The organism is Caproiciproducens faecalis (assembly GCF_019448085.1).
In the GTDB taxonomy this organism is placed as follows: domain Bacteria; phylum Bacillota; class Clostridia; order Oscillospirales; family Acutalibacteraceae; genus Caproiciproducens; species Caproiciproducens faecalis.
This window is the reverse complement of sequence record NZ_JAGFNZ010000004.1, coordinates 255901-278316: the sequence shown is the minus strand read 5'-3', so window position 1 is coordinate 278316 and position 22416 is coordinate 255901. Positions and strand designations below refer to the sequence as shown.

Genomic DNA, 22416 nt, shown 5'->3' with positions numbered 1-22416 from the left:
CATGAGGGGAAGTTTTGCATGCACTTTTTGTTTTCTTTAGCTTTGGAAGCTGCATGAAACAAAATCCTTTCGGGTTGATAAATTGTTACAAGTTTGTAATACGTTTTTAATCATATAACAAATTCGCCCACTTTGCAACCCGTTGGCACCAAATTAACAAATATGCAACAATTTGGAAATAAAAATTCAGCTTAAATAACGGAGCTTTTCTTCGTTCCAGTCCGCAATAACGGTAAGAAAATCTTGAGCCTCTTTTTTTGCGCCGGCAAGATCGTGCTCAAGGTAATTTCCGCATTCTGCAGCCGCAGCACCCGGAATTTCGCCTTCAAAATCCGCTATAAAGGCAAAGGCGTCTTTCATCAGCTGAATCGCGCTTGGGTGGCTCAGAGCTCTGGTTAAAAAATAGAAGCCGGTACGGCATCCCATCGGTCCAAAATAAATGATATGGTCTTTGTATGCGCTGTTGCGTACAAAAGTCGCAAACAGATGCTCAATGGTATGCATGGAAGCGTTGGGCAGAAAAGGCGGAATATTCGCCCTTCTCATTCTGATATCATAGGTTACGATGTCGCCGTCTATACGGGAAGTGTAAATCCCCGGCATCAGTTTGGTATGGTCAACACAAAAGCTTGCGATTCTTTCCATTATAAATCTCCTTAAATAAAGAAAATATTGTCTGTCAATTGATCGTAGTCGTCTGTTTGTAAAAAGCCGCCGATCAGTTGAATACTATCCTTCACGGATTCCTCATAGAGATCCAGAAAGCTGTCATCACGCGCGGTTCCACTGTCAGCTGGCCAGTTCCACTCCTGATGCAGGATATTGGCGTAATCACAGTCATCGCCCTCACTGATCCCGCGGAAGTGGCAGGAAATCGTCCGTTTGCCGTTTCTTTCTCTTCGCTCAAGCAAAGCCTGTTTCAGAGTAGTACGGTCATTTAAAAGGCCGAATACTTTGCGGCAGTCCTTGGTCGCCTGATACAGGAGAAGTCCCGCGTCTTCAACCCCGAATAATCCGTGCAGCAAATACGCATACAGATCCGCAATGTGCAGCTGGACACTGCAGTCCTTCGGAACCGTTTGCTTCAGGTCAAATTCCGTTGGCAGTGCCGACTTTTCATACCGGAGCAGAATCACATCGAGCGCGGATTCTATCTGATTGTGAAGAATCTCTTCTCCCTGCGTGGCGTCCTGCGCAAGCAGCGCCAGAACACCCGACTGAACAAAGGGATGACAGATTCTGTCCAGAGAATAGTGACAAAGAAAACCGTCAATATAGGACAGGGTCATTTCCTTATTTGACTGCTTACGATAGCATTCCCGCATTAAAGAAAGGATTTTCGACGGGTTTGTCCGGTGCAGCTTTTCGGCGTAGGTTCTCAGATTTTCCCCCTTTTGCCAGGGAAAATAACGATGGCAGTACAGAAAATCCGGCCCCTGAGCTCCCCAAAAGAAGGCCTCGGGATTCCATTCCAAATTTGTTTCCGTCTTTTGCAAGTGTTCCAGAACTCTTTGCGCATGAAGAAAATGCGTAATTGCAGCAGGCATCGTTTCAGAACCACCTTCACAAAAATAAGAGCACAGTCATTACTGTGCTCTTTATTCTAACATATTCGCATTGTTTTTTAAAGAACTTTAGATAAAAAGTCCTGCAAACGTGGATTCTGAGGATTTGTAAAAAACTGATCGGGGGCGGCTTCCTCCACCACCTGACCGTCATCCATAAACAGCACACGGGTGGCAACCTCGCGCGCGAAGCCCATTTCATGGGTGACTACCACCATGGTCATTCCGTCGGCGGCAAGTTCTTTCATAACCTGTAAAACCTCTCCGACCATTTCGGGGTCCAGTGCGCTGGTCGGTTCGTCAAAAAGCATCACGTCGGGGTTCATGGCAAGCGCACGCACAATTGCGATACGCTGCTTCTGTCCGCCGGACAGCTGAACGGGGTATGCTTCCGCCTTATCTGCCAGACCGACACGCTCCAGCAGCTGTTTTGCCTGCTGCTCCGCCTGTTCCTGTGTCTTCAGTTTTAAGGTGATCGGCGCCAGCGTAATATTCTGAAGCACCGTCAAATGAGGAAACAAATTAAAATGCTGGAATACCATCCCCATTTTCTGACGGAGCTGGTTAATATCACAGTCCGGTACATTGATCTGTACTCCTTCAAACCAGACTTCACCGTCGGTCGGCTGCTCCAGCAGGTTCAGACAGCGCAGAAACGTGCTTTTTCCCGAACCGGAAGGACCGACAATAACGACCTTTTCGCCTTTTTCAATATTTTGATTAATGCCTTTTAAAACATCCAGTTTCCCGTTCAGGGTCTGAAATGTCTTGTGCAGATTTTTAACGGTTATCACTTCTGCGCAGCCTCCTTTCAAGCTTGCCGAGCAATGCGGTCAGGCCCATGACAATCAAAAGATAAATGCCCGCGACTGCCAGCAGGGAAGTATACGGATCATAGGTGATACTTCTGATGATGTCACCACCCTTGGTCAGATCCTGTATCGCAATGTAGCCCGCGACGGATGTTTCTTTCAAAAGGGCAATAAATTCATTGCCGATAGCCGGCAGAACATTTTTCAGAGCCTGCGGAAATACGATTTTCACCATGGTGTCGCGCTGGTTCAACCCCAGAGAGCGCCCGGCCTCAACCTGCCCTTTGTCCACGGACTGGATACCGCTGCGGATAACTTCCGCCACATAGGCGCCGGAGTTAATACCGAAAGCAAAAATTGCTGCGACAACCCGGTCCAAATTCACGGGCGGCTGAAAAACAATGTACCACATAATCATTAGCTGAACCACAACCGGAGTACCGCGTATAACGGTCAGATAGATACTGCACACCGCATTGAGAAATTTCAGCTTCGACTTGTCATTATTGTGCGTCACCTTGACAAGGGCAACAATGGTCCCCAGAATAATCCCTATAATAACTGCAAAGAAAGTAATCATAAGGGTATTGCCCAGACCAAACACTATGTTTGTATATCGGTTTTTCAATATAAAAGAATCATAAAATTTCTGCGGAAATTCCGAAAAATAAGCAAGCGGCAGTGCCGCCGTCAGTGCATACATAATTTACCCCCGTTTTTAAACTGAGAAAAGCAGGGCAGCCGATTTTTTCGCTACCCTGCATTTTGTTGTTAAGTGGGAAATCAGGCGCCCAGATTTTCTTTGTACTTTTCAACAATCTTGTCAAGCTCTCCGCTTGATTTCAATTCACTCAGAACGCTGTTCACTGTGTCAAGCATTGCCTTGTCGCCCTTCGGCACCGCAATGGCGTACTGCTCGGTAGTGAGCGCTTCCTCCAGCTTTGCAATCTTATCCGGATTTTTCTCAACAAATTTCTTAGCCGGGAAATCGTCAATAACAACAGCGTCGATCTTGCCATTAATCAAATCGGCAACAGCATCTACGCCTTTGGCATAACGCTCGGTAGAACCGACCTTAATTTCATTCTTTCCATCTTCGTTGGTGCAGTAGGTGTCGCCTGTTGTTCCCTGCTGTACACCGACTTTTTTGCCGTTCAGATCAGCGGGGCTTTTGATCGCGCTGCCCTTCAATACGATAATGGCCTGAGAAGCATCGAAATAGGTGTCGGAAAAGTCAACATTTTTCTTTCTGTCTTCGTCGGCTGTCATACCGGCCGCAACAAAGTTAGTTTTTCCGGAACCAAGCTCTGTGGTGAGAGCATCAAATGCAATATCGTTCACTTTCAGTTCAACGCCAAGCTTTTCCGCAATCTTATTGGAAATGTCAATGTCAATACCAATTATTTTGTCCCCGTCCTTGAATTCAAACGGCTCGAACTCCGCGTTGGTGGACATTGTAACAAATCCTGCCGCCTTAATCTTGTCTACACTGGTTGAGGCAGCCGTGCTGGCGGACTCACTGCCTGCCGCGCTTGCCGCCGCGGACGACGCGCTGCTGGACTGGCCGCATCCTGCTGCGGTAAACATCATTGCTGAAGCAAGTAAAAACGCTGCTATTTTAGAAAACTTTTTCATCTTGATTACCCTCCGTAAAAATGAAGTTTGATTTGTTTTGTTTAGTATGGTTTGTATTATAGCGCATAAATATGCAAAAATCAAGTATAATATAAATAAAAATTCATTTTAATGGAAATGTATGCAGTCAAGCTGTATTTTTAACCTGTTTTTGTGTATTATTCCATACCACATGTACCAAGCAGTGACCGCATATCTTCCGGAAGCGTACTGGAAAGATCTGTTCTCTTTCTAGTGATCGGATGAATAAAATGAATATTCATGCAGTGGAGTGCCTGCCTGGAAATTAACCGCAGATTTCCGCCGTATAAATCATCCCCCGCAAGAGGATGCCCAATATGCGCCATATGCACGCGAATTTGGTGCGTTCTGCCCGTTTTCAGCTGAAAAGAAACCAGCGAGTACCCGTTTCCGTTTTGCAGTGTTCTCCAGTGCGTGATTGCCCTTTCTCCCCGGTCGGTCACTTCCCGCTGAATACGGTGACCCTCTTTCAGACCGATCGGTTCATCAACTGTTCCCTCTCCGGTTAGGATTCCTTCGCACACGGCAACATATTCTTTCTCTATTCTTCCCGCAAGCTGCGCCGCGCAAAAAGAGTTTTTGGCTAATACAACCAGCCCTGTTGTATCTTTATCCAACCGGTATACAGGACGGAAGGAAAGCCGTTCCCCATGAGAAAGGAAATACGCAGCGGCGGCGTTGGCCAGACTGTCGCAATCATGGCCGGGCGTGGGATACATCGGCATAGCGGCAGGCTTATTGAGCACCAGCAGGTCGCTGTCCTCATAGACAACCGCAAGAGGAACGCTGAGCGGTTCTTGAAGCTTTGTGTCGTCAGGCATACGGATGCGCACCTCATCCTCCGCTTTCAGAATTTCCGTCACTATGGCGTGCTGACCGTTTCTGGTAATTCCCGCCGGTTCCCGTTTCAGCCGGATCATCAGCCGGGCGGAGATTCCGCAGTACGAACGCAGAAAGCTTTTTAGCCTGATTCCGTCATATTCTTTTGGCACTAAAAAAGAAAGCTCGCGCATAAATCCTCCTGCAAAAGAAAAAGACGGCGCAACCAACGCCGCCTTTCTATGCGAAACGGTTATTAGACTTCAACGGTCCAGCCGAATTCATCCTGAATCTTGCCCCATTGAATTCCCGTGAGGGTATCGTAGAGGCGCTGGGAAATCGGACCGATTTCTCCGTTGTTGATATTCATTACGTCGTCGCCCCATTTCAGATGCCCGATTGGAGAAATAACGGCGGCGGTGCCGGTACCGAAAGCTTCTTTGAGCTTGCCGTCCTGCGCGGCCTGTGCAAGCTCATCAATGGATAATTTCCGTTCCACGACGTTCATTCCCCACGATTTGAGCAGCTCGATAGCGGACATACGGGTGATACCCGGAAGGATGGAGCCCTGCAGCGCAGGGGTTACAATTTCATCGCCGATCACAAAAAATACATTCATGGTTCCGACTTCTTCAATATATTTGCGCTCCACGCCGTCCAGCCAGAGAACCTGAGTGTAATTCTGCTTTTCCGCCTCATCCTGTGCTTTTAGGGATGCCGCGTAGTTGCCGGCCGTCTTCGTATACCCCATACCGCCTTTGACGGCACGAACATAATTGGTTTCCACATAAATCTTTACCGGATTAAGACCTTCTGGATAATAAGCGCCGACCGGAGAGCAAAGAACAATAAAAAGGAGGTGCTGTGCCGGATGAACGCCAACATGAGGATCAATTCCGATAATAAACGGACGAATGTAAAGGGAAGTTCCCTCTGCGGATGGAATCCAGTCCTTTTCAATGGAAACGAGTTTTTCGATCGCTTTCTTGCTGAATTCTTCATCAATCAGCGGAATGCAAAGCCGGTCATTGGAAGAATTGAGGCGGGCCATATTTTTATCCGGCCTGAAAAGCAGGATCCTGCCGTCAACCGCTCTGTAAGCTTTCATTCCTTCAAAAACAGACTGGCCGTAATGCAGGCACATCGCCGCCGGCGATAGCTCAATCGGTCCAAACGGGACAATTCTGGCGTCGTGCCAGCCCTCTCCCTCATCATAGTTCATAATGAACATATGATCTGTAAAGATCGTACCGAATCCGAGTTTACTTGAATCGGTTGGCTTAGGTTGTGGATGTTCAGTCAATTCAACTCTGATTTCCTGCATTTCAAATGCCCTCTTTCAAATTAATTATCGACTATTATATCATCCTTTTCCAGTAATTTCAAGCTTTAGCATCTTAAAGTGACTTGAAAATAACGGGAAAAAGTCAGTTGTTGCGAAGCCCTTTCGGGTATCGGTTTTTCAGGCGTGCGTTGGAGCATTTTCCAAAGCCGGTCAGCACGCCGTCAACCGCAACGCCGGTAAAGCCATGACAGTCACCATCCGCCTCGATCTCTTCCCCACGCAGAAAAGCGCCAATCTGTTCCGAATCATGGGAAAAATTCATTACAGAATTCAGCTCCTGCGGCTTTGCGGACATAAACAGCGCATGAGCGGGTTCAATGCGGTTTTTCTTTGCCTCTCCAAGCAGCACACCGGCGCGGATAACCCCCAGCCCTTTCAGATACGGAAGCTCGTGCGGAAGCATCAAAAAAGAATCGCCTATCTGATCCACCGGGGAAGAAAGCGGTGCCTGAAAAATCTGATCATACAGGTCTTTTACCATTTCCAGTAAAACGGGTTTTTTCGGTGAATAAGGCGCGGGATAGGCGCTGTTAACGGAAACCCGCCGCAAAACGGCAACAAAGTGCCCTTCCCCTCCGTCCATGGGGAAAACTCTGCGAGCCTGCGGCAGCAAAGCGGGGCGTCCAAAGGATTCCCCCGAATCAGTCAGGATAAAATCGTTTCTTTCCTTCAAAAATTCGGATACCACACCCTCGTTTTCTTCAGGGGAAAAGGTGCAGGTGGAATAAACCAGGGTTCCGTTTTCCTTTAAGGCATGAGCAGCACTGCGCAAGATTGCCAGCTGACGGACGGCACAGGCTTCCACATGCTCCTGGCTCCAGTCCTGCAGCGCCTGTTCGTCACGGCGGAACATTCCCTCTCCCGAACAGGGAGCGTCCACCAGCACTTTGTCAAAATATCCGGCAAGGGCGCTGCAAAGGGTTTCCGGGTGACAGGAGGAAACGACCGCATTTTTCACTCCCATTCGTTCAATATTGGAAAGCAGAACATTGGCCCTGCTCTTGACGATTTCATTGGACCAGAGCAGCCCGTTTCCCTGCAGAAGAGCCGCAATCTGGGTGGATTTTCCACCGGGAGCGGCACATAGATCCAGTACCCTGTCACCCGGTTTGGGATTCAGCGCAGTCACCGCGCTGGCAGCGGAAGGCTCCTGAGAATAAAATGCCCCCGCGTGATGTAAAGCTAGGGAACCGATTTTCGGAGCGTGCGAAGGAATGTAATAGGACAGCGGAGAAAAAGGTGTCCTCTCCAAAGGAAACGGGAGCGAAGCTCTAAGCGTCTTTTCATCACATTTGAGTGTATTCAGCCGAATGCCGCGGTAATAGGGTTCACGGTAAGAAGCCAAAAAATCCTCATACTCCTCGCCAAGCATTTTTCCCATTTTGTTCTGAAAGCTCCCCGGCAATTCAATCAAAATCATCAACTCCTGTAAAATAATGTATATTCGTCGTAAAGATACTAATAATAGATGGCGAAGGGGGTGAATATCTTGGATAAACAAACTTCAAAACCGAGCAAGCAGAACTATTCTGCTACAGAGAGCACAAACCGCAGCTCTACCAATTCCACAAACGAGAGCACAAACCGTGGTTCTACAAGCGCTACCAATGAGACCACCAACCGTGCCAACAACAAAACCAATAACGGTACACAGGCAACAAACAAATCTTCCAATAATTGCAAATAACATCACAACAAAAAACAAATGTCCATTCACCAATGTGAAACAGGCGATTTTGTATAGAAATACAAGATCGCCTGTTTCTTATTTTTTTTTCGCGTTAGCGTGCGCAATCAATTCTTTCAGGGTTTTATCCTCCACTTTAACCTGGCGAAATCCCTCGCCGGAGATTTCACCCGCATCACCGATAATCATAAACGCGTCATGGTCGTGGGACCGGACAATATCCTTTACCTTAACTACCTCGTAACGGCGAACTGCGCAGAGCAGGACTTCTCCTTCGCGACCGCTGTACGCGCCGCGTGATTTCAGCACCGTGACGCCACGATCCATATCGGTTAAAATATCCTGAGCAATTTCGTCGTTTTTCACGGACATGATAAAAAGAAGTTTTCCGGTACCCGTGTCCGTACCGTAGAGCATAGCGTCAATCAAGCGGGTAGAAACGAAAATCGTTATCGTAGCGTAAAGCGCGCTTTCAATATTGCCATATACAAACGCAGAGGCAATTACAATCATCATATCAACACAGAGCATCAGCTTTCCCATGGAAAGATTGCGCAGCCGCCTGCCAAGCAGACGGGCCACAAGGTCGGTTCCGCCGGTGGTCCCTCCTCGCATAAAGACAAGGGAAAGCCCGATTCCTTCTATGATTCCGCCAAAGATGGCGGCAAGCATTTTTTCACCCGTATAAGCCGGCAGAATTTTCCCGACCATATCGATCGCAACCGACACAAACACCGTCGCCACAATGGTTTTCCCAACGAGCTTGTACCCGATTTCCATAATTGCCCAGATAAAGATTGGAATATTCAGCAGCAGGGCGGTCATACCGATCGGCCACTGGAACAGATAGTTAATCATGGTACTGACGCCGGTGATTCCGCCCGGTGCAATTTGGTTCGGAGCGGTAAACACATTGACGGAAACTGCGTAAATCAGGCTGCCGGCAACGAAAAACAGAATATCTTTTAAAATACCAATTGCTTTTTCCTTTGGAGTTTCGGAAAGCATAACAGCATCTCCCAAATCTTAATCGTCACACACCAAATTGAAAATCTCTCGCAGGCGTTCAATGTTACCGGAAAGATAAAGGTAGCCGAACAGAGCCTCAAAAGCGGTTGCGGCATGGTAATCCTCTACGGCCGCATTTTTGGGAACATGGTTCGTGTGCGCGTTGCGGCCGCGCTTAAAAACCTCCAGCTCTTCTTCCGTCAGAACGGAAAGAAGTTTCTGAGAAGCCTTTGACTGAGCACTGCAGCAAACCTGTTCAACCGATTTCTTATGAAGAGATTTGACCGGACAGTTCCCCTGGCACACGAGGCGTTCGCGCACAAAAAGCTCAAACACCCCGTCCCCGACAAAGGCAAGCGTCAATGGACTCAGCAACCTGGGATTACAGTCCGCAGGATATAATCGTTCCAAGTAAAGCACTCCTAGTCATTATAATGTCGGAAGTAACCGAAAATATTTATTCCATAAAGTCAAATTCGATGTCGTAAATACTGACGGTGTCGCCTTCCTCAACTCCGGCATCGCGAAGTGCTTCAATCACTCCGGAATTTATGAGTACGCGCTGAAAATACTGAAGGGATTCGTAGTCGTCAAAGTTCACTGAATTAATGACAGGGATCAGCCACTCGCCCTCTACCACAAAGACGCCGTCCTCCTTGGTTACCTTTACCTCATTGAGCCCGATTTCCTCCGCGGAAACCAGCGGCGCAGGATCCGGCTCAAATTGTCTGACCGGCGGCAGTTTACTGAGCATCTCTGAAATCTTGTTCAGCAGCGGGTCAACCTGGTAACGGATAGCCGCCATAATTGGGAAGAACTCATAGCCAAGTCCCTCTACATAATTTTTGAAATCCTCGATCTGTTCGTCTGTCGCGAGATCGCATTTGTTACCGGCAACAATCATCGGCCTTTCCGCCAAATCGGAATTGAATTTTTTTAATTCCGCGTTAATGGTCAGAAAGTCCTGTTTGGGGTCCCGGCCTTCGCTGCCCGCAATGTCGACAATGTGTACGAGCATTCTGCAGCGTTCCACATGCCGCAGAAACTGGTGCCCAAGTCCGGCACCTTCCCCGGCGCCCTCAATCAGTCCGGGAATGTCGGCAATAACAAACGATTTCCCCTCGCCCATGCGGACGACGCCGAGTACAGGAGTGATCGTTGTAAAATGATAGTTGGCAATCGTGGGTTTTGCTTCGCTCACAACGGACACAAGGGTCGATTTTCCCACATTCGGGTAGCCGACCAGTCCGACGTCCGCCAAGAGCTTCAGCTCCATGGAAAGTTCCATGGATTCACCCGGCATTCCGGCTTTGGCAAAGCGCGGAGTCTGCCGTGTTGCGGTGGCAAAATGAGTATTGCCCCAGCCGCCGCGGCCGCCCTTAGCAATGGTCTGCGGTTCATTGGTAGATAAATCCGCAACGATTCGTCCGGTAGCGGCATCTTTTAGCAAGGTTCCTCGGGGGACCCTGATAATCAGGTCGTCCGCTTTCCTGCCATAACAACGCTTCTGCATGCCGTCTTCGCCATTTTTGGCCACATATTTTCTCTTATAGCGGAAATCCGCCAGTGTGGAAAGATTGTCATCCACTTGAAAAACGATATTTCCACCCCGGCCGCCGTCGCCGCCGTCCGGCCCGCCGGAAGCGACAAATTTTTCACGGTGAAAGGAAACTTTGCCGTTTCCGCCGTCTCCCGCTTTGATTGTAATTTTCGCACTATCAATAAACATTCTAAGTTTTACCGCCATTTCTGTGAAATATTGCCTTCGAATTAGTATACCATATTTTGTTCAGAAAAGCCAAAAAATCCCGGGCGAAAACGGCCCGGGATTTTCATTCACCTGAAAATAGGCTTATTGCTCCACTGCGTAAACGCTGGCCTGCTTGCGATCGCGGCCAAGACGCTCAAACTTTACACGACCGTCAATCAAAGCAAACAGAGAATCATCGGAACCGATACCGACGTTTTCACCCGGATGAATATGTGTTCCGCGCTGTTTGACAAGAATGTTTCCGGCGAGTACAAACTGACCGTCGGCACGCTTCACACCAAGACGTTTGGATTCTGAATCACGGCCGTTCTTGGTGGAACCCATTCCCTTTTTATGAGCAAATAACTGTATATTGATTTTAATCATCATTTACACCTCCGTATAGCTTACATTAATATTTTGAGGATACTGTTCTTCAAGCTCCAGCATATGAAGTTTGAACCCCGCAAGAATACTGCGGCAGTCTTTTGCCTCATTCAACGAAATTCTGACGAGCATATATCCGTCTTCAACAGTGATCTGAGCGTTGGCTCTGACAATCTCCGTAATGGTATTGGCAGTCATATACGCCGCAGAAGAAACCGCCGCACAAATGATATCCCTGCCCGCTTCCCCATTGTGACCGCTCAGGGAAAATCCCAGAAGCGAGCCGTCAGGCCGGGTAAAAAACTCTGCACAAATCATGACAATTAAGCGTTAATTGCGGTAATCTGTACTTTGGTATAGGGCTGTCTGTGACCCATTTTGCGCTTTTCGCTCTTTTTGGATTTGTAAGTGAAGACTGTAATTTTCTTTCCCTTACCATTTTTGAGAACGTTACCGGTTACGGTAGCTCCCTCAACATAAGGTGCGCCCACTTTGAGTCCGTCGTCGCCGCCAAGTGCAACCACTTTAAAATCGACGGAAGAATTTTCTTCTGCTGCAAGCTTCTCAATATAAATGACATCGTCATTCTGTACCTTGTACTGCTTGCCGCCTGTTTCAATTACTGCAAACATGAATGAAAGGTCCTGCCTTTTCTCTAAACTCGCTATCATCGGGCGGGTTTCCCACTTATAAAGCCCGTAATATGCGGCTTAACAATATTATCATATTCCGTCAATTTTGTCAATAAATACGGTAAAATTCCTTACTTTCTGCGAACGGCCAGCTTTTTGGCAAACTCAATGAGATAATCTGCTTTTTCTCCAAAGCAGCTAAGCGCCTCCACTGCCTGTACCGTCAGTTCATCGGCGGCTTTCGCCGCGTCTTCCAGCCCCATCAGAGAAACATAGGTGCTCTTTTGATTTTCATTGTCACTGCCGACCGGTTTGCCCAGTGTTTCGGTATCCCCTGTTACATCCAGAATGTCGTCTACGATCTGGAACGCAAGGCCGATTGCCTTTGCGTAGCTTTCCGCAGCCTGCATCTGTTTGTTATCCGCGCCTGCAAGGGCACAGCCCATCTGTGCGGATGCCAGAATCAGCGCCCCGGTTTTATTCTCATCCATCTTTTTGAGGGTTTCCAGCGAAATGGCTCGCCCTTCGCTCATCAGGTCAATCACCTGACCCCCTACCATTCCGTACGCACCGGCAGCGCGTGCAAGGTATCCCGCCGCCTTCGCAGCGCGCCCGGCCCCGGCAAGCCGCACAGCTTCTTCGGAAAGCATCACTTCAAACGCCATGGTCAGCAGCGCATCTCCCGCCAGCAGGGCGGTGTCTTCGCCAAACACCTTGTGGTTGGACGGGCGTCCGCGACGCATGTCGTCGTTATCCATGCAGGGGAGATCGTCGTGAATCAGCGAATAGGTATGAATCATTTCAACCGCGCAGGCAAACGGCAGTGCGGCATTTTCCTCTCCTCCGCAAAGCCTGCAGAATTCCAGCACAAGAATCGGCCGGATTCGTTTGCCTTCTCCCAGCAAACTGTATCGCATGGCTTGAATCAGGTCGGCCTGTATGATATCTTCCTCAGGAAGATATTCCGCCAGTTTGGCGTCTATCCTTTCGAGCAGATGCTTCTCCCTTAAGTTAAGCATTTTTGTCACCGCCGGCTTCTTCAAATTCGGATATCTGTCTGATTTTCTGCTCGGCGCCTTCCAGTTTTCCGTAACACAGGGCAGCAAGTGCGGAGCCTTCCTCAAACAGTTTCAGGGAACTGTCAAGCGACTCATTGCCGTTTTCCAGCCGGTCAACGATTTCGCCCAGCTTCGTCATGGCGTCTTCAAAGGTCATTTTCTTATTCATGTTTTTCCTCCACGCTGTCAACTACACAGCCAAGTGTTCCTTCCTTCAGAAGCACCGAAATTCGCTCACCCGTTTTCAGATTAGAAGCGCGGGTGACAACATGTCCGTCCTGACCATATACAATCGAATATCCCCGGGAAAGAGTGGCCAGCGGGCTTAAGGCGTTCAGCCTGCCGCTGACTGACGAAAGCGCAGCCCGGGCATCCGCCGTTTTCCTGCTCATAGATCCGTTGAGCCTTGCAGTAAGCTGGTCGGTACGAATCCGCTCCAATTCAATCAAATTCAAAGGATTTTTAAAAATGTAGCCTGAGGTAAGCGCATTTAAATTCTGCTTCAGTTCGTCAAGCTTCTTATGCATAATTTTCTTCAGGCGCGAAAGATCATAGCGGATTGTGTATTCCAATTCCGCGCAATCGGGCACTGCGAGTTCCGCGGCTGCGGACGGGGTTGGCGCACGAAGGTCGGCCACAAAGTCACAGATGGTAAAATCGGTTTCATGCCCAACTGCGGAAATAACCGGAATCTTAGAAGCGACAACTGCCCGCGCAACCATTTCCTCGTTAAATGGCCAACGATCTTCCAGAGAACCGCCTCCTCGACCAAGAATGATTACATCGGCACACAAAAGCCGGTTGAACCGAGCAAGTGCGTCTACGATCTGGGGAGCGGCCCCTTCCCCCTGTACCAGCACGGGGCAGAAAACAATTTCCGCCAGAGGGTACCGGCGCGCGAGAATCGAGGTAATATCATGTACCGCCGCCCCGGTGGGAGAAGTGATGACGCCAATTCGTTCCGGAAAAACGGGAATCGGTTTTTTCCGTTCCGGGGAAAACAGTCCCTCGGCTTCCAGTTTTGTCTTCAGCTGCTCAAAGGCGAGGTTCAGCGCGCCAAGGCCATCCGGCTGCATATCGTCAATATAAAGCTGATACTGCCCCGTCGCCTCATAAACACTGACCCGTCCGCGCACAATCACCTTCATGCCATCCTGCGGTAGAAAGCGGATACGCCGGGCGCTTTGAGCGAACATCACCGCCCGGATTACGCACTTTTCATCCTTGAGGGACAAATAAAAATGCCCGGATTTGTAATGATTGGTGAAATTGGAGATTTCGCCGCCGACAAAGACGTGTGTCAGGTTCTCATCTCCGTCAAATTTAGACTTGATATAGGTGTTCAGCTGCGTAACACTCAGTACAACCGGAAAGTCCGCCATGGTGATTATGCCCCCTTTATCGAGGTTAAAACCGCAATTCCTGCGGCGTTGTCCGCTGAAAATTCCGGCGCGGCAAAAGCGGCACCGTATTTTTCCGTCATCGCACTGCGAATCAGGCTGTTGGACATCACTCCGCCCGCAAACAGCAAAGGAAGATTTCCGTATTGCTTCAGCAGTTCAGCCGTCATTCCGTCCAGCGCCGCCAAAATGGAGTACAGGCAGTAAGCAGCGATCTCTTCTTTCGGCATCCCTTTTTTCAGCATGTCGGCACAGCGGTTTTCCACACCGGAAAGAGAACAGTCCGCTCCTTTTAGCGACGGCTTGACACGAACTGCTTTATCAGTCTGTAAGGCCAGCTGTTCCAGAGCCTTCCCTGATGGAAACGCAAGGCCGAGCATAGCCCCTACCCTGTCCACTGCCTGTCCACCCTTCAAATCCAGTGACCGCGCAATGATCCGCGTGGAAAAGATCGCTTTTTCATCCGGCGTGACAAGGACTGCCTCCGTTGTACCGCCGGAAACATGGAACGCAATGAATTTCTCATGAAGCAGATTCAGTTTACCGGCGGAATACAACGCGGCGGCAATATGACCCGCCTGATGAGAAAAGGTATAAAAAGGTACTCCAAGAGAAAGCGCAATTGCCTTTCCGGTACCATATCCGACCGTAAAACACGGCATGTAGGAGCCTTCCAGGTCACGCGGACGGTCAGAAACACCGACCGCACCGACGGAAAGCTTGTCCTGAATCAGCGTTTCCAGCACCTGCGGAAGCTGCTGCACATGATGAAACACGGCGTCGCTCTGGCGAAGGCCCAGTTCCCCCTGTTTTACCGGAAGAAGCATTTTCTGCTGAAAAACCGCCCCATTCTGTAAAAGGGCAGCGGAGGTCGTATAATTGCTGGTGTCAATACCAAGTGTGTCAATCGGCTGTTTCATGGGCATCCTTCTTATCAAGCTCTTTTGCAACCGAACCCAGCACACCGTTTACAAACGGAGCGTCATCCGCCCCGCCGTATGTCTTCGCAAGATCGACCGCCTCATTGATGGAAACACTCACCGGAATATCCTTTTCAAACATTATTTCATAGATGGAGAGTTTCATGAGCGCCAGTGCCACCTTGGAAAGGCGGTTCATTTTCCAGCCACGAATATTTTTCTCTATCAGAGTGTTGAGGGTCTCTTCATTTTCCTCCACGCCAACGGCAACCTTTTCAGCAAAATCATCAATGATGATATCCCGTGACATCCCGGCTGCGTCTATCAGGTGTTCCGTTGTATCGTGATTGATGCTTCTTTCGAAAATCAGGGCAAACGCCTGCTCCCTCGCCTCGTGTCTTTTCATTTTCTTCCTCCGTTTTTCAGCCGTACTTTCCTGCATATGTCAGAATATTAAAAGAACCCCCCACTGGTTATGTGGAGGGTTTTAACCGCTGATTATATTTTCAAACATCCACGGGTACATTATACCACAATCTTTTTCAGAATCAAATATTTTATCTGAACAGAAAGGAATTGAAAATTCTATGTAGGCGATCAGGTCAAAAATTGCAGGCGCTATTTTACTTCAACGATTTTAATCTTGTCATAAGAGATGCCGGACTGTCCGGAAACAATATCTTTGATGACAATTGCGTTGTTTTGATTGGAATCGGTCGTCTTCACCACAACGTTGCATTCCGCGTTCTGCAAAAAGACAACACAGTCGGAAAAACCTTTAGCCTTAATCAAATTTTCAGCATTACTTTCTTTCAGAGTATTCTGCGCGATAACGGCCGCCTGAGCGACAGCGTCTTTTTTCGCCGCATCGTTGGATTTTGCGTCGGTCAGAACTTTTTCCAAAAGCTCAACCGCCGTATCCCTGGATTTTTGACGTGACAGACGCGCCTCGCTGAAATAGGTGGACGCAGGCGCGTTTGCCTGCACGGCCGAGGATGAGGATGAAGCGGCTTTGGACGAACCGGACACCGGAGCATCCGCAAGCTGGGCTTCCCCGAATTCATGGTCCGCCGTTGATGTAACCGCGTTGGTGGCAAGCAATTGATTGTTGCCCGAGAACTGCCAGTTTAAGTACACCGCCGCACCGAGCGCCACAATCAAAGCCGCAAGTACAAGCTGACGCTTTCCCATAGTCATAGAATGAATTCCCCCCGTTTAAAATTATTTTGCTTTTATAACGCATACCCGTACAGAAGTAATATCGAGCGCTGTTGTCACAGCGGAAATAATATCCTGCTGTACGACCGGATTGTCGCCGCCGTCACAAACAACGACAACACCCTTTATGATCGGCTGAACCTCAGTTACCGCTAGCGCTTTTTGGGCACCGTCGGCATCCTTAACAAGTATGTAAGTGGTCTCCGTGTTATCATTCGCTTCATTTTTAGTGGTGGAACCGTCGGATTTGTCCTCAGTAGTCTGATTGCTTTTTTTCTCTTCCGTAGCGTACACATACTGTGTGCTCCGTTCCAGTGTTACCAGAACCTTCGCCGCTCCCGCTCCCTGAATCCGGGTTACAAGATCCGTCAGGCTGGTTTCCAGCTCTTCGGCATACTGCTCGGCCGTAACCGTTGGCTGGGAAGATACGGTTTTGGTATTGTCGGTATGGTAATTGTTCAGATAGCTTGAAAGGAAGATAAAGGCAATTCCTACCAGGCCGGCTACAATGATAATCTTGCGGTAAAAATCGTTTCCCGCCAGCTTGGAAAGAATCGTCTCCTTTTCTTCCTTTAAGCCGCTGTCATTCGCTTTCATCGGAAGATACCTCCATTTTCAGTCCTAATGTTTTTTCCAGTTGGGCCGAAGCCTTTTCACAGTCCGCTCCATATCCTTTTGCCAGAATGACAACCACCTTGTTAATTGATATGCTGCCATCTTCGTTTGTATCCATAATCACATTAACATTTTTGCATTTTATATTGATATTATTTAACTCTGTCACCACAAGATTCGTTATGCTCTCCTGTGCGGCAGCGGAATACTGTTTTTCCACCGTTTTTTCAAGCTGTGAATTGGCCGGGCTGCCTGCATCCTCCTGAAAACTCATGGAAATCTTGGGCGCAATTTTTGCAAGCGGAACGATCAGCGCACAGATAACAAAGGCGCCGATTACGAATTTCACCATACGCTCCATAGAACCGTTTGGAACCAGTCCCTGCAGCATTGCGGCGACAAGGGCCGCCATGCAAATTGCGGCCGACCATTCCCTGACCGCATTCATGACGACGCACCTCCGATAATCAGCAGTATCACCGTGGAAACCATCAGGATCATCATGCAGCACAGGATGATGCTGAGAAGAGTCTCGATCACTTCACCGGAAGCTTTCAGCAAAGAGCTGATTTCCTTCAGCTCGAAGATGTCTCCGATTCCCACGCAGACCTGCAGGGTCAGCAGCCAGACAAGACATTCAATCAAAATCGGCAGGAACACAAAAAGACCTGCTAGCAGTCCGAAAGCGCTGACGCCGGATTTCAGCATCTTGACACATCCGTTGATGGTATGCAGCGCTTCCCCCAGTGCATTTCCTACAATGGGAACAAAACTGCTGACAACAAATTTTGCCGCACGGGTACCCGTCGTGTCCAGAGCGGTGGCAACAATACCGTGCATGGTGAGCAGCCCGGTGAAAATCGTCATACAAAAACCCATGATCCATTTTACAGACTTGCTGAACGCCTCGCACAGTCCGTTCAGGTTGATATTCGGAGATACCGCGGAGACAATGGAAAGCGCCAGAAAAATGTTCATCATCGGCACCAGAATACTGGAGGACAGCAAAGAAATTACATTGCCCGCCCCCATCATCAAAAGATTGTAGGAACCCGCTGTAGCGGGCTGCCCGGCTACAATCATAATGCCCGCAAGTACCGGAATACAGGCCAACAGAAACCCGGCCGCCGTCTTGATGATCGTTGCCGCGCTCGCAATACACGACACAATCGGATTTACGACAATCACACAGATACAGAGTGTGGAAACCATACCGATCACTCCGCCCAGCGGCTTTTCCCCGAAGGAGAGCTTCATCCCGTTCAAAAGCGCGCACAGAAGCATGACCGCGATTACCGAAACCGCCGCCCGGAGCGGTTCCCCCGTTTTCCCCGCTACTACGGAAAGAATTTGATCGAACATGTTTTTTGGCGTGATTGAGGTGATATTTTTCCAGTTGGTGTCTTCAATCCCCATGTTTTCCAGCGCTTTTCTGGTGTCGCTGGGCAGTTTGTCCGCAAGGTCCGCCGCGCCGCTCTCCTGCAGCTGACGGGTATAGTAATCATCCTGTTTTGCTGCGGCATGCACCGGCAGGGAAAAAACCGCCGCAAGAAATACCAGAACAGCGATACAGATTATTTTTTTCATCCTTATCCACCAATCAGTCCTACGGCTGTGCCGGCAATTTTTTCGAAAAGCGGCAGCGACAGCACCACAATTGCAATTTTCCCGGCGAGTTCCACCTTAGAAGCCAGCGCGCTTTCCCCGGCATCCCGGCAGGAATCGGCAGCGAACTGCGCCAAAAAACAGATTCCGAGGGATTTGAATAAAATCGCAGCGTACTCTGCGGAAAGCCCCGCCGATGCAAGAAGGGTATTGATCTGCTGGATGGCGGGTGTAATATTCTCCAGTATTGCAAACAGGAGGAGAACCCCGGCGCAGATACTGACGACAATGGAATATTCTTGGTGGTACCGTTTCAGCATCACGGCTAGAATCGCCGCAATGACCGCAATCCCTGCTACGGCTATCATATTCATGGCTATAAACCAAATATGGATTTAATAGACTTAAACAAAGTGTCTATTTGCTGGATAATCATCATGAGCACTACGATCAAACCGGCAATGGTCGTCATCATTGCCTGATCTTCCCTGCCCGAACGAATCAGCAGCTGGTTCAGCACCGCAACAATAATGCCGATTGCCGCTATTTTAAAAATCAAATCCACATCCATTTCTGATTCCTCCATCCTCAACATAACAGGAGTGCCGCCGCCATTCCGGAAAACACGCCGAACATTTGATACAGCCTTGATTTTCGTTCCTTTTCGCCCCTTGCCTCTTTCAGGTTTTGGGTTGTTAATTCATAGTAAAGGGCACAGTGTGAAAGCTGCCCGTCAATATCGCTTACTCCGAACCCGCTTCCAAATCCTTCCAGCAATTTTGTATCTCTCTCGTTGAAACCGCTGCTTCTCGCGCAGCTGCCGACCCCGCTCCTCCATGCTGACTGAAAATCACCGCACTTCTGAAAGGATTCTCCGCACTTTCGCAGAAACTCCAAATCGCCGCCGTGTCTCTGCACAATCTGCTCTACCGGAAGCGCGGAAAAACGGATCTCCGTCTGTGCGCAGGAAACGAAGCGAAGAAACCGCTCAAGCTGTTCCACCCGCATGGCAAGCCTATGCGACTCCATATACCCCGCAAGAGCTCCTGTGGCTATCAGAATCAACGCGCCCGTCAATTTTAGCAAGCAAATCACCTGCCTTGTAAATTCCTTGTATTGTACCCGGTTCCCTGTGCCCGTTGAGCATCGCCACATAGCCGAAGGCACCGGTTTTTAAAAGACGCACCGCCTGGTTTTTCATTAGAAACTCATCGATACTGCCTGAATGAATGGTAGAAATCATACTGACCCCGGCATTCAGGCATTGTTCTACCGCGATCACCTCATCATTCCCGCCAAGTTCATCACAGATAATAAATTCCGGGGACAGGCAGCGGATTGCCTGCATAATCCCCTCCGCTTTTGGGTATCCGTCCAGCACATCGCTGCAGACCCCAAGGTCGTTTTGCGGCACCCCCAGACAGGTACCGGCAAGTTCTCCGCGCTCATCCACCACAACGACCTTTCGGATATCCCCGCAGGTACCGCTGGACAGCTGGCGGGCAAGATCGCGGAGGATGGTTGTTTTTCCGCTTGCCGGCGGGCCGACAATCAAAAGTCCGGAGGAGATCTCTTTTTTCAGTGAATGAAACAGCTCGGTAGCTGACCCGGTGATCTCCCGCGCGATACGGATATTGATAGAGGAAATATCCCGTATACCGGTGATCTCCCCGTTTTGAAACACCGCGGTTCCGCTGATGCCAACCCTGTGTCCTCCGGCCAGCGTGACAAACCCGTTTTTAATTTCATTCTGATGGCTGTATATCGAATAGCTGCAGATATTTCGGAAACATTCTTCAATATCCTCCTTGGTGGAAAGCATGGTCTCGCCACCCGGATAGCACGCCAGTCTGCCGGTTTGATTCAAAAAGTAGATTCCGTTGGTACAGCAGATAGAAATCGGTTTGTTGACGCGGAGCCGGATCTCCTGCGCCTGTTTTTTTATATCGCCCGGCAAAAGCGAGAAATATTTAGCGATTCTGCCGCAGATTGCTTTTGCCGCCGAATCAAATCTTGAGTCACTGTAGTTATCCATATCCCTTGTCCTCTCTTTCAATAACATAGATATGGACAACTTGGCCGGGTTAGAACCAAAAAAATAACTCCGCAGGAGGATTTCCTGCGGAGCCGATTAGACATTTTTATTCTTTTGGAAGACGGAGTGCCGTCCATTTCTGCAGATTCATCTGCTGAAATTCGTCTTTGTCCGGGCTTTGTTCCCTTAGAAATACCCCCAGGTTATTTTTAATATTGGAATCTTTTACATTTCTGTATAATTTCAGGGCATAGGGTTTTGCAGCGTCCGGAGCGCCGTAAAGGATATCCACATCCACGCTTTCCAACGTACCGCTTTGATACCGGTCTATATTGTACTTCACGATTCTTCCGTCGATATTAGAATAACAGAGCAGTAAAAAGCTAACCGCACAGGTCAGCACGACACCGCGCGCCAGATTGATCTTCCGGAACCGTGAAAGGATAATGAGAACAAAAATCACCGCCAATACCACCATAAACCAACTGGTGTATACCCGTTTGGGAGTCAGTCCGTAACGGGTGATATACAAAACCATTTTACTGAGAGCGGACGCAATCAGCAGCAGCGTTTCCACTGAAAGTATCACATGAATTACTCTCATCAAACGGGATTCTTCTCCCTCCAGCCGAATCAGTACGGAAGAAACCGCAATTACGGCAAAATTTATCATGACGACTTTGCAGAGCTCAAAGAACCCCCTCCGCGCAAATTCCGCGAGCGTAAGCCCGTTCTGACCCTGTCCTGAAAAAGCGCTGAACAGCGAGGCTGTCTGCGCCCCGAAGAAAACCAGATACAAAAGACAAAGAAGCACTGTTCCCGTAACGGCAGCAGCCACGGGCACCACTTTGCATTTCTGAGAAAACCTTGCGGATTTTTCAGCCGTAATGGAATCCACCTGCCTTTTCTCAATATTTCCATACAGCAGTCCGAACAGATAACTCCCGGTCAGGAAGGCCGGCAGAAGCCGGAAGAGAAAGTTAACAACATGGGTATCTACATCAGCGGAAAACTGCTTCACCAAATTTTGAAATGCCCCATCCGCCTGCATCAGCAGCGAAAGAACGATCCCAAGGATCGGCAGCGCCGCCACCGCCCCGCAGAGGGAAGACAGAAGCACCCTGCTCTTTCTGTTCTTCACAGACGAACGCCGGATAATTTTAGAGGCGCAGCCGAAATTTAAAAAAGGAACCCTTAGCAATTGATTTACCATATCTGGCAAAAAGTATGTTCCGAGGGTTCCTTCCATTCTGCCGGAGGTCAGTACCGCGACCCAATAGACGGCGCAGCCCATCAGAAACAATAAATTAAGAAATTGCAGAGAAACATTGGTGAACAGGGAAAAGCTGACGGAGTCCAGCAAAACCAGTGCCAGCCAGAACCAGCTGTTCCGTGGAACCTTTCTTCCCCGGCTTTTTGTATACAGAAGCACCAGCGTACAAAACACGGCGGTAAACAGGGTAACACCCATTCCCAGGCCTTCCGGCGTAATCAGCCAGACAAAAAGATAACCGCACACCAGAAAAAGCAGGGCAAACACGGAATCCGCACCGGTAAACGGGATCGGGATTTCCGGCTTTTTGGCGGTGGGGATCTGGCTGTATCCCAGAGTGGGTGGCAAAACAGGCGCACCAGTGGTTACGGGTACCGAAACGGCCCCGTTTTCTTCAGCGATATTCATAGTAATCTCCTTTAATCCGTATCGGTATATTCCAAAATATCCGCGGGCTGACAATTCAGCTCACGACATAAAGCTTCTAAGGTGGAAAAGCGGATTGCCTTCGCCTTGTTGTTTTTTAAGATGGATAAATTTGCGGGTGTAATCCCTATTTTTTCTGATAGCTCGCCGGAAGTGATTTTCCGTTTCGCCATAATGACGTCTAAATTAATGATAATGGGCATAT

30 protein-coding genes are annotated in these 22416 nt (G+C 49.0%); 1 reads left to right on the top strand and 29 read right to left on the bottom strand.

Annotated features, from left to right (window positions below; translation table 11 throughout):
• Positions 1–186: 186 nt before the first annotated feature.
• The 8 genes from J5W02_RS11775 to J5W02_RS11740 all read right to left on the bottom strand — a co-directional run bounded on the left by J5W02_RS11775 (position 187) and on the right by J5W02_RS11740 (position 7611).
• Positions 187–645 carry an S-ribosylhomocysteine lyase gene (locus tag J5W02_RS11775; protein ID WP_219965880.1) on the bottom strand — a complete coding sequence of 153 codons (459 nt, stop codon included), beginning with the start codon at positions 643–645 and terminating at the stop codon, positions 187–189.
• 11 nt (positions 646–656) lie between these two features.
• Complete coding sequence (locus J5W02_RS11770; RefSeq protein WP_219965879.1) at positions 657–1547, bottom strand: zinc dependent phospholipase C family protein; 891 nt, start codon at positions 1545–1547, stop codon at positions 657–659.
• 77 nt (positions 1548–1624) lie between these two features.
• Positions 1625–2359, bottom strand: coding sequence for an amino acid ABC transporter ATP-binding protein (locus tag J5W02_RS11765; RefSeq protein WP_219965878.1), 735 nt, complete (start codon positions 2357–2359; stop codon positions 1625–1627).
• A complete protein-coding gene (locus tag J5W02_RS11760; protein ID WP_219965877.1) occupies positions 2346–3080 on the bottom strand; it encodes an amino acid ABC transporter permease in 735 nt (244 codons plus the stop codon). The genes J5W02_RS11765 and J5W02_RS11760 overlap by 14 nt, the downstream gene beginning before the upstream one ends.
• An 80-nt stretch (positions 3081–3160) precedes the next feature.
• Positions 3161–4012 (bottom strand): transporter substrate-binding domain-containing protein, encoded by an 852-nt coding sequence (locus J5W02_RS11755; RefSeq protein WP_219965876.1) that lies wholly within the window; start codon positions 4010–4012, stop codon positions 3161–3163.
• A 158-nt stretch (positions 4013–4170) separates the two neighbouring features.
• Positions 4171–5046 (bottom strand): RluA family pseudouridine synthase, encoded by an 876-nt coding sequence (locus J5W02_RS11750; RefSeq protein WP_219965875.1) that lies wholly within the window; start codon positions 5044–5046, stop codon positions 4171–4173.
• A gap of 62 nt (positions 5047–5108) precedes the next feature.
• The gene (locus J5W02_RS11745; protein ID WP_219965874.1) at positions 5109–6176 is read right to left on the bottom strand and encodes a branched-chain amino acid aminotransferase; all 1068 of its coding nucleotides are present in this window, start codon (positions 6174–6176) and stop codon (positions 5109–5111) included.
• Positions 6177–6279: 103 nt separating this feature from the next.
• Positions 6280–7611: an RsmB/NOP family class I SAM-dependent RNA methyltransferase gene (locus J5W02_RS11740; protein ID WP_219965873.1), complete on the bottom strand. Its 1332-nt coding sequence runs from the start codon at positions 7609–7611 to the stop codon at positions 6280–6282.
• A gap of 75 nt (positions 7612–7686) precedes the next feature.
• Between J5W02_RS11740 and J5W02_RS11735 the strand changes: the two genes are divergently transcribed.
• Positions 7687–7884: a hypothetical protein gene (locus J5W02_RS11735; RefSeq protein ID WP_219965872.1), complete on the top strand. Its 198-nt coding sequence runs from the start codon at positions 7687–7689 to the stop codon at positions 7882–7884.
• Between the two features lie 78 nt (positions 7885–7962).
• Here the strand turns inward: J5W02_RS11735 and J5W02_RS11730 are convergent, their stop codons facing one another.
• From J5W02_RS11730 to J5W02_RS11630, 21 genes are all read right to left on the bottom strand, one after another.
• Entirely contained in the window at positions 7963–8892 is a 930-nt protein-coding gene (locus J5W02_RS11730; RefSeq protein WP_219965871.1) for a YitT family protein, read from the bottom strand.
• An 18-nt stretch (positions 8893–8910) separates the two neighbouring features.
• Positions 8911–9312 (bottom strand): Mini-ribonuclease 3, encoded by a 402-nt coding sequence (locus J5W02_RS11725; RefSeq protein WP_407928377.1) that lies wholly within the window; start codon positions 9310–9312, stop codon positions 8911–8913.
• Between the two features lie 37 nt (positions 9313–9349).
• Positions 9350–10621, bottom strand: a complete 1272-nt coding sequence (gene obgE / locus J5W02_RS11720; protein ID WP_219965869.1) for a GTPase ObgE — start codon at positions 10619–10621, stop codon at positions 9350–9352.
• A gap of 123 nt (positions 10622–10744) precedes the next feature.
• Positions 10745–11029, bottom strand: a complete 285-nt coding sequence (rpmA, locus tag J5W02_RS11715; protein WP_219965918.1) for a 50S ribosomal protein L27 — start codon at positions 11027–11029, stop codon at positions 10745–10747.
• A gap of 3 nt (positions 11030–11032) precedes the next feature.
• On the bottom strand, positions 11033–11347 hold the full coding sequence (locus J5W02_RS11710) for a ribosomal-processing cysteine protease Prp (protein ID WP_219965868.1): 315 nt from the start codon (positions 11345–11347) through the stop codon (positions 11033–11035).
• Positions 11348–11352: 5 nt separating this feature from the next.
• The gene (gene rplU / locus J5W02_RS11705) at positions 11353–11661 is read right to left on the bottom strand and encodes a 50S ribosomal protein L21 (protein ID WP_219965867.1); all 309 of its coding nucleotides are present in this window, start codon (positions 11659–11661) and stop codon (positions 11353–11355) included.
• A gap of 131 nt (positions 11662–11792) precedes the next feature.
• Entirely contained in the window at positions 11793–12680 is an 888-nt protein-coding gene (locus J5W02_RS11700) for a polyprenyl synthetase family protein (protein WP_219965866.1), read from the bottom strand.
• Complete coding sequence (gene xseB, locus J5W02_RS11695; protein WP_219965865.1) at positions 12673–12888, bottom strand: exodeoxyribonuclease VII small subunit; 216 nt, start codon at positions 12886–12888, stop codon at positions 12673–12675. Before xseB ends, J5W02_RS11700 begins: the two co-directional genes overlap by 8 nt.
• On the bottom strand, positions 12881–14101 hold the full coding sequence (gene xseA / locus J5W02_RS11690; protein ID WP_219965864.1) for an exodeoxyribonuclease VII large subunit: 1221 nt from the start codon (positions 14099–14101) through the stop codon (positions 12881–12883). Before xseA ends, xseB begins: the two co-directional genes overlap by 8 nt.
• Positions 14102–14106: 5 nt before the next feature.
• Positions 14107–15039: a tRNA (adenosine(37)-N6)-threonylcarbamoyltransferase complex transferase subunit TsaD gene (locus J5W02_RS11685; RefSeq protein WP_219965863.1), complete on the bottom strand. Its 933-nt coding sequence runs from the start codon at positions 15037–15039 to the stop codon at positions 14107–14109.
• Positions 15023–15445, bottom strand: coding sequence for a transcription antitermination factor NusB (gene nusB / locus J5W02_RS11680; protein WP_219965862.1), 423 nt, complete (start codon positions 15443–15445; stop codon positions 15023–15025). Before nusB ends, J5W02_RS11685 begins: the two co-directional genes overlap by 17 nt.
• Before the next feature lie 212 nt (positions 15446–15657).
• Positions 15658–16236: a SpoIIIAH-like family protein gene (locus J5W02_RS11675; RefSeq protein ID WP_219965861.1), complete on the bottom strand. Its 579-nt coding sequence runs from the start codon at positions 16234–16236 to the stop codon at positions 15658–15660.
• A gap of 24 nt (positions 16237–16260) precedes the next feature.
• Complete coding sequence (locus J5W02_RS11670; protein WP_219965860.1) at positions 16261–16854, bottom strand: stage III sporulation protein AG; 594 nt, start codon at positions 16852–16854, stop codon at positions 16261–16263.
• Positions 16841–17320, bottom strand: a complete 480-nt coding sequence (locus J5W02_RS11665) for a stage III sporulation protein AF (RefSeq protein WP_219965859.1) — start codon at positions 17318–17320, stop codon at positions 16841–16843. The genes J5W02_RS11670 and J5W02_RS11665 overlap by 14 nt, the downstream gene beginning before the upstream one ends.
• The gene (locus J5W02_RS11660) at positions 17317–18459 is read right to left on the bottom strand and encodes a stage III sporulation protein AE (RefSeq protein ID WP_219965858.1); all 1143 of its coding nucleotides are present in this window, start codon (positions 18457–18459) and stop codon (positions 17317–17319) included. The genes J5W02_RS11665 and J5W02_RS11660 overlap by 4 nt, the downstream gene beginning before the upstream one ends.
• Before the next feature lie 2 nt (positions 18460–18461).
• Complete coding sequence (locus J5W02_RS11655) at positions 18462–18845, bottom strand: SpoIIIAC/SpoIIIAD family protein (protein ID WP_255575715.1); 384 nt, start codon at positions 18843–18845, stop codon at positions 18462–18464.
• Positions 18846–18853: 8 nt separating this feature from the next.
• On the bottom strand, positions 18854–19048 hold the full coding sequence (gene spoIIIAC / locus J5W02_RS11650; RefSeq protein ID WP_219965917.1) for a stage III sporulation protein AC: 195 nt from the start codon (positions 19046–19048) through the stop codon (positions 18854–18856).
• Positions 19049–19065: 17 nt separating this feature from the next.
• The gene (locus tag J5W02_RS11645) at positions 19066–19506 is read right to left on the bottom strand and encodes a stage III sporulation protein AB (RefSeq protein WP_255575714.1); all 441 of its coding nucleotides are present in this window, start codon (positions 19504–19506) and stop codon (positions 19066–19068) included.
• Positions 19493–20512: a stage III sporulation protein AA gene (locus J5W02_RS11640; RefSeq protein ID WP_219965855.1), complete on the bottom strand. Its 1020-nt coding sequence runs from the start codon at positions 20510–20512 to the stop codon at positions 19493–19495. Before J5W02_RS11640 ends, J5W02_RS11645 begins: the two co-directional genes overlap by 14 nt.
• A gap of 106 nt (positions 20513–20618) precedes the next feature.
• Positions 20619–22193, bottom strand: a complete 1575-nt coding sequence (locus tag J5W02_RS11635; RefSeq protein WP_219965854.1) for a DUF4153 domain-containing protein — start codon at positions 22191–22193, stop codon at positions 20619–20621.
• An 11-nt stretch (positions 22194–22204) separates the two neighbouring features.
• A complete protein-coding gene (locus J5W02_RS11630) occupies positions 22205–22414 on the bottom strand; it encodes a helix-turn-helix domain-containing protein (protein ID WP_219965853.1) in 210 nt (69 codons plus the stop codon).
• Between the last annotated feature and the right edge of the window lie 2 nt (positions 22415–22416).

Excerpts from the sequence above, each read along its gene's own strand:
- J5W02_RS11745 (WP_219965874.1), bottom strand. The coding sequence starts at position 6,176 with ATGCAGGAAATCAGAGTTGAATTGACTGAACATCCACAACCTAAGCCA.
- J5W02_RS11770 (WP_219965879.1), bottom strand. The coding sequence starts at position 1,547 with ATGCCTGCTGCAATTACGCATTTTCTTCATGCGCAAAGAGTTCTGGAA.
- rplU (WP_219965867.1), bottom strand. The coding sequence starts at position 11,661 with ATGTTTGCAGTAATTGAAACAGGCGGCAAGCAGTACAAGGTACAGAAT.
- J5W02_RS11750 (WP_219965875.1), bottom strand. The coding sequence starts at position 5,046 with ATGCGCGAGCTTTCTTTTTTAGTGCCAAAAGAATATGACGGAATCAGG.
- J5W02_RS11700 (WP_219965866.1), bottom strand. The coding sequence starts at position 12,680 with ATGCTTAACTTAAGGGAGAAGCATCTGCTCGAAAGGATAGACGCCAAA.
- J5W02_RS11730 (WP_219965871.1), bottom strand. The coding sequence starts at position 8,892 with ATGCTTTCCGAAACTCCAAAGGAAAAAGCAATTGGTATTTTAAAAGAT.
- J5W02_RS11635 (WP_219965854.1), bottom strand. The coding sequence starts at position 22,193 with ATGAATATCGCTGAAGAAAACGGGGCCGTTTCGGTACCCGTAACCACT.
- J5W02_RS11775 (WP_219965880.1), bottom strand. The coding sequence starts at position 645 with ATGGAAAGAATCGCAAGCTTTTGTGTTGACCATACCAAACTGATGCCG.
- xseA (WP_219965864.1), bottom strand. The coding sequence starts at position 14,101 with ATGGCGGACTTTCCGGTTGTACTGAGTGTTACGCAGCTGAACACCTAT.
- J5W02_RS11710 (WP_219965868.1), bottom strand. The coding sequence starts at position 11,347 with ATGATTTGTGCAGAGTTTTTTACCCGGCCTGACGGCTCGCTTCTGGGA.
- J5W02_RS11685 (WP_219965863.1), bottom strand. The coding sequence starts at position 15,039 with ATGAAACAGCCGATTGACACACTTGGTATTGACACCAGCAATTATACG.
- J5W02_RS11760 (WP_219965877.1), bottom strand. The coding sequence starts at position 3,080 with ATGTATGCACTGACGGCGGCACTGCCGCTTGCTTATTTTTCGGAATTT.
- J5W02_RS11665 (WP_219965859.1), bottom strand. The coding sequence starts at position 17,320 with ATGAATGCGGTCAGGGAATGGTCGGCCGCAATTTGCATGGCGGCCCTT.
- J5W02_RS11660 (WP_219965858.1), bottom strand. The coding sequence starts at position 18,459 with ATGAAAAAAATAATCTGTATCGCTGTTCTGGTATTTCTTGCGGCGGTT.
- J5W02_RS11675 (WP_219965861.1), bottom strand. The coding sequence starts at position 16,236 with ATGACTATGGGAAAGCGTCAGCTTGTACTTGCGGCTTTGATTGTGGCG.
- J5W02_RS11630 (WP_219965853.1), bottom strand. The coding sequence starts at position 22,414 with ATGCCCATTATCATTAATTTAGACGTCATTATGGCGAAACGGAAAATC.
- xseB (WP_219965865.1), bottom strand. The coding sequence starts at position 12,888 with ATGAATAAGAAAATGACCTTTGAAGACGCCATGACGAAGCTGGGCGAA.
- nusB (WP_219965862.1), bottom strand. The coding sequence starts at position 15,445 with ATGAAAAGACACGAGGCGAGGGAGCAGGCGTTTGCCCTGATTTTCGAA.
- rpmA (WP_219965918.1), bottom strand. The coding sequence starts at position 11,029 with ATGATTAAAATCAATATACAGTTATTTGCTCATAAAAAGGGAATGGGT.
- J5W02_RS11670 (WP_219965860.1), bottom strand. The coding sequence starts at position 16,854 with ATGAAAGCGAATGACAGCGGCTTAAAGGAAGAAAAGGAGACGATTCTT.
- J5W02_RS11655 (WP_255575715.1), bottom strand. The coding sequence starts at position 18,845 with ATGATAGCCGTAGCAGGGATTGCGGTCATTGCGGCGATTCTAGCCGTG.
- J5W02_RS11640 (WP_219965855.1), bottom strand. The coding sequence starts at position 20,512 with ATGGATAACTACAGTGACTCAAGATTTGATTCGGCGGCAAAAGCAATC.
- J5W02_RS11755 (WP_219965876.1), bottom strand. The coding sequence starts at position 4,012 with ATGAAAAAGTTTTCTAAAATAGCAGCGTTTTTACTTGCTTCAGCAATG.
- obgE (WP_219965869.1), bottom strand. The coding sequence starts at position 10,621 with ATGTTTATTGATAGTGCGAAAATTACAATCAAAGCGGGAGACGGCGGA.
- J5W02_RS11645 (WP_255575714.1), bottom strand. The coding sequence starts at position 19,506 with ATGGAGTCGCATAGGCTTGCCATGCGGGTGGAACAGCTTGAGCGGTTT.
- spoIIIAC (WP_219965917.1), bottom strand. The coding sequence starts at position 19,048 with ATGGATGTGGATTTGATTTTTAAAATAGCGGCAATCGGCATTATTGTT.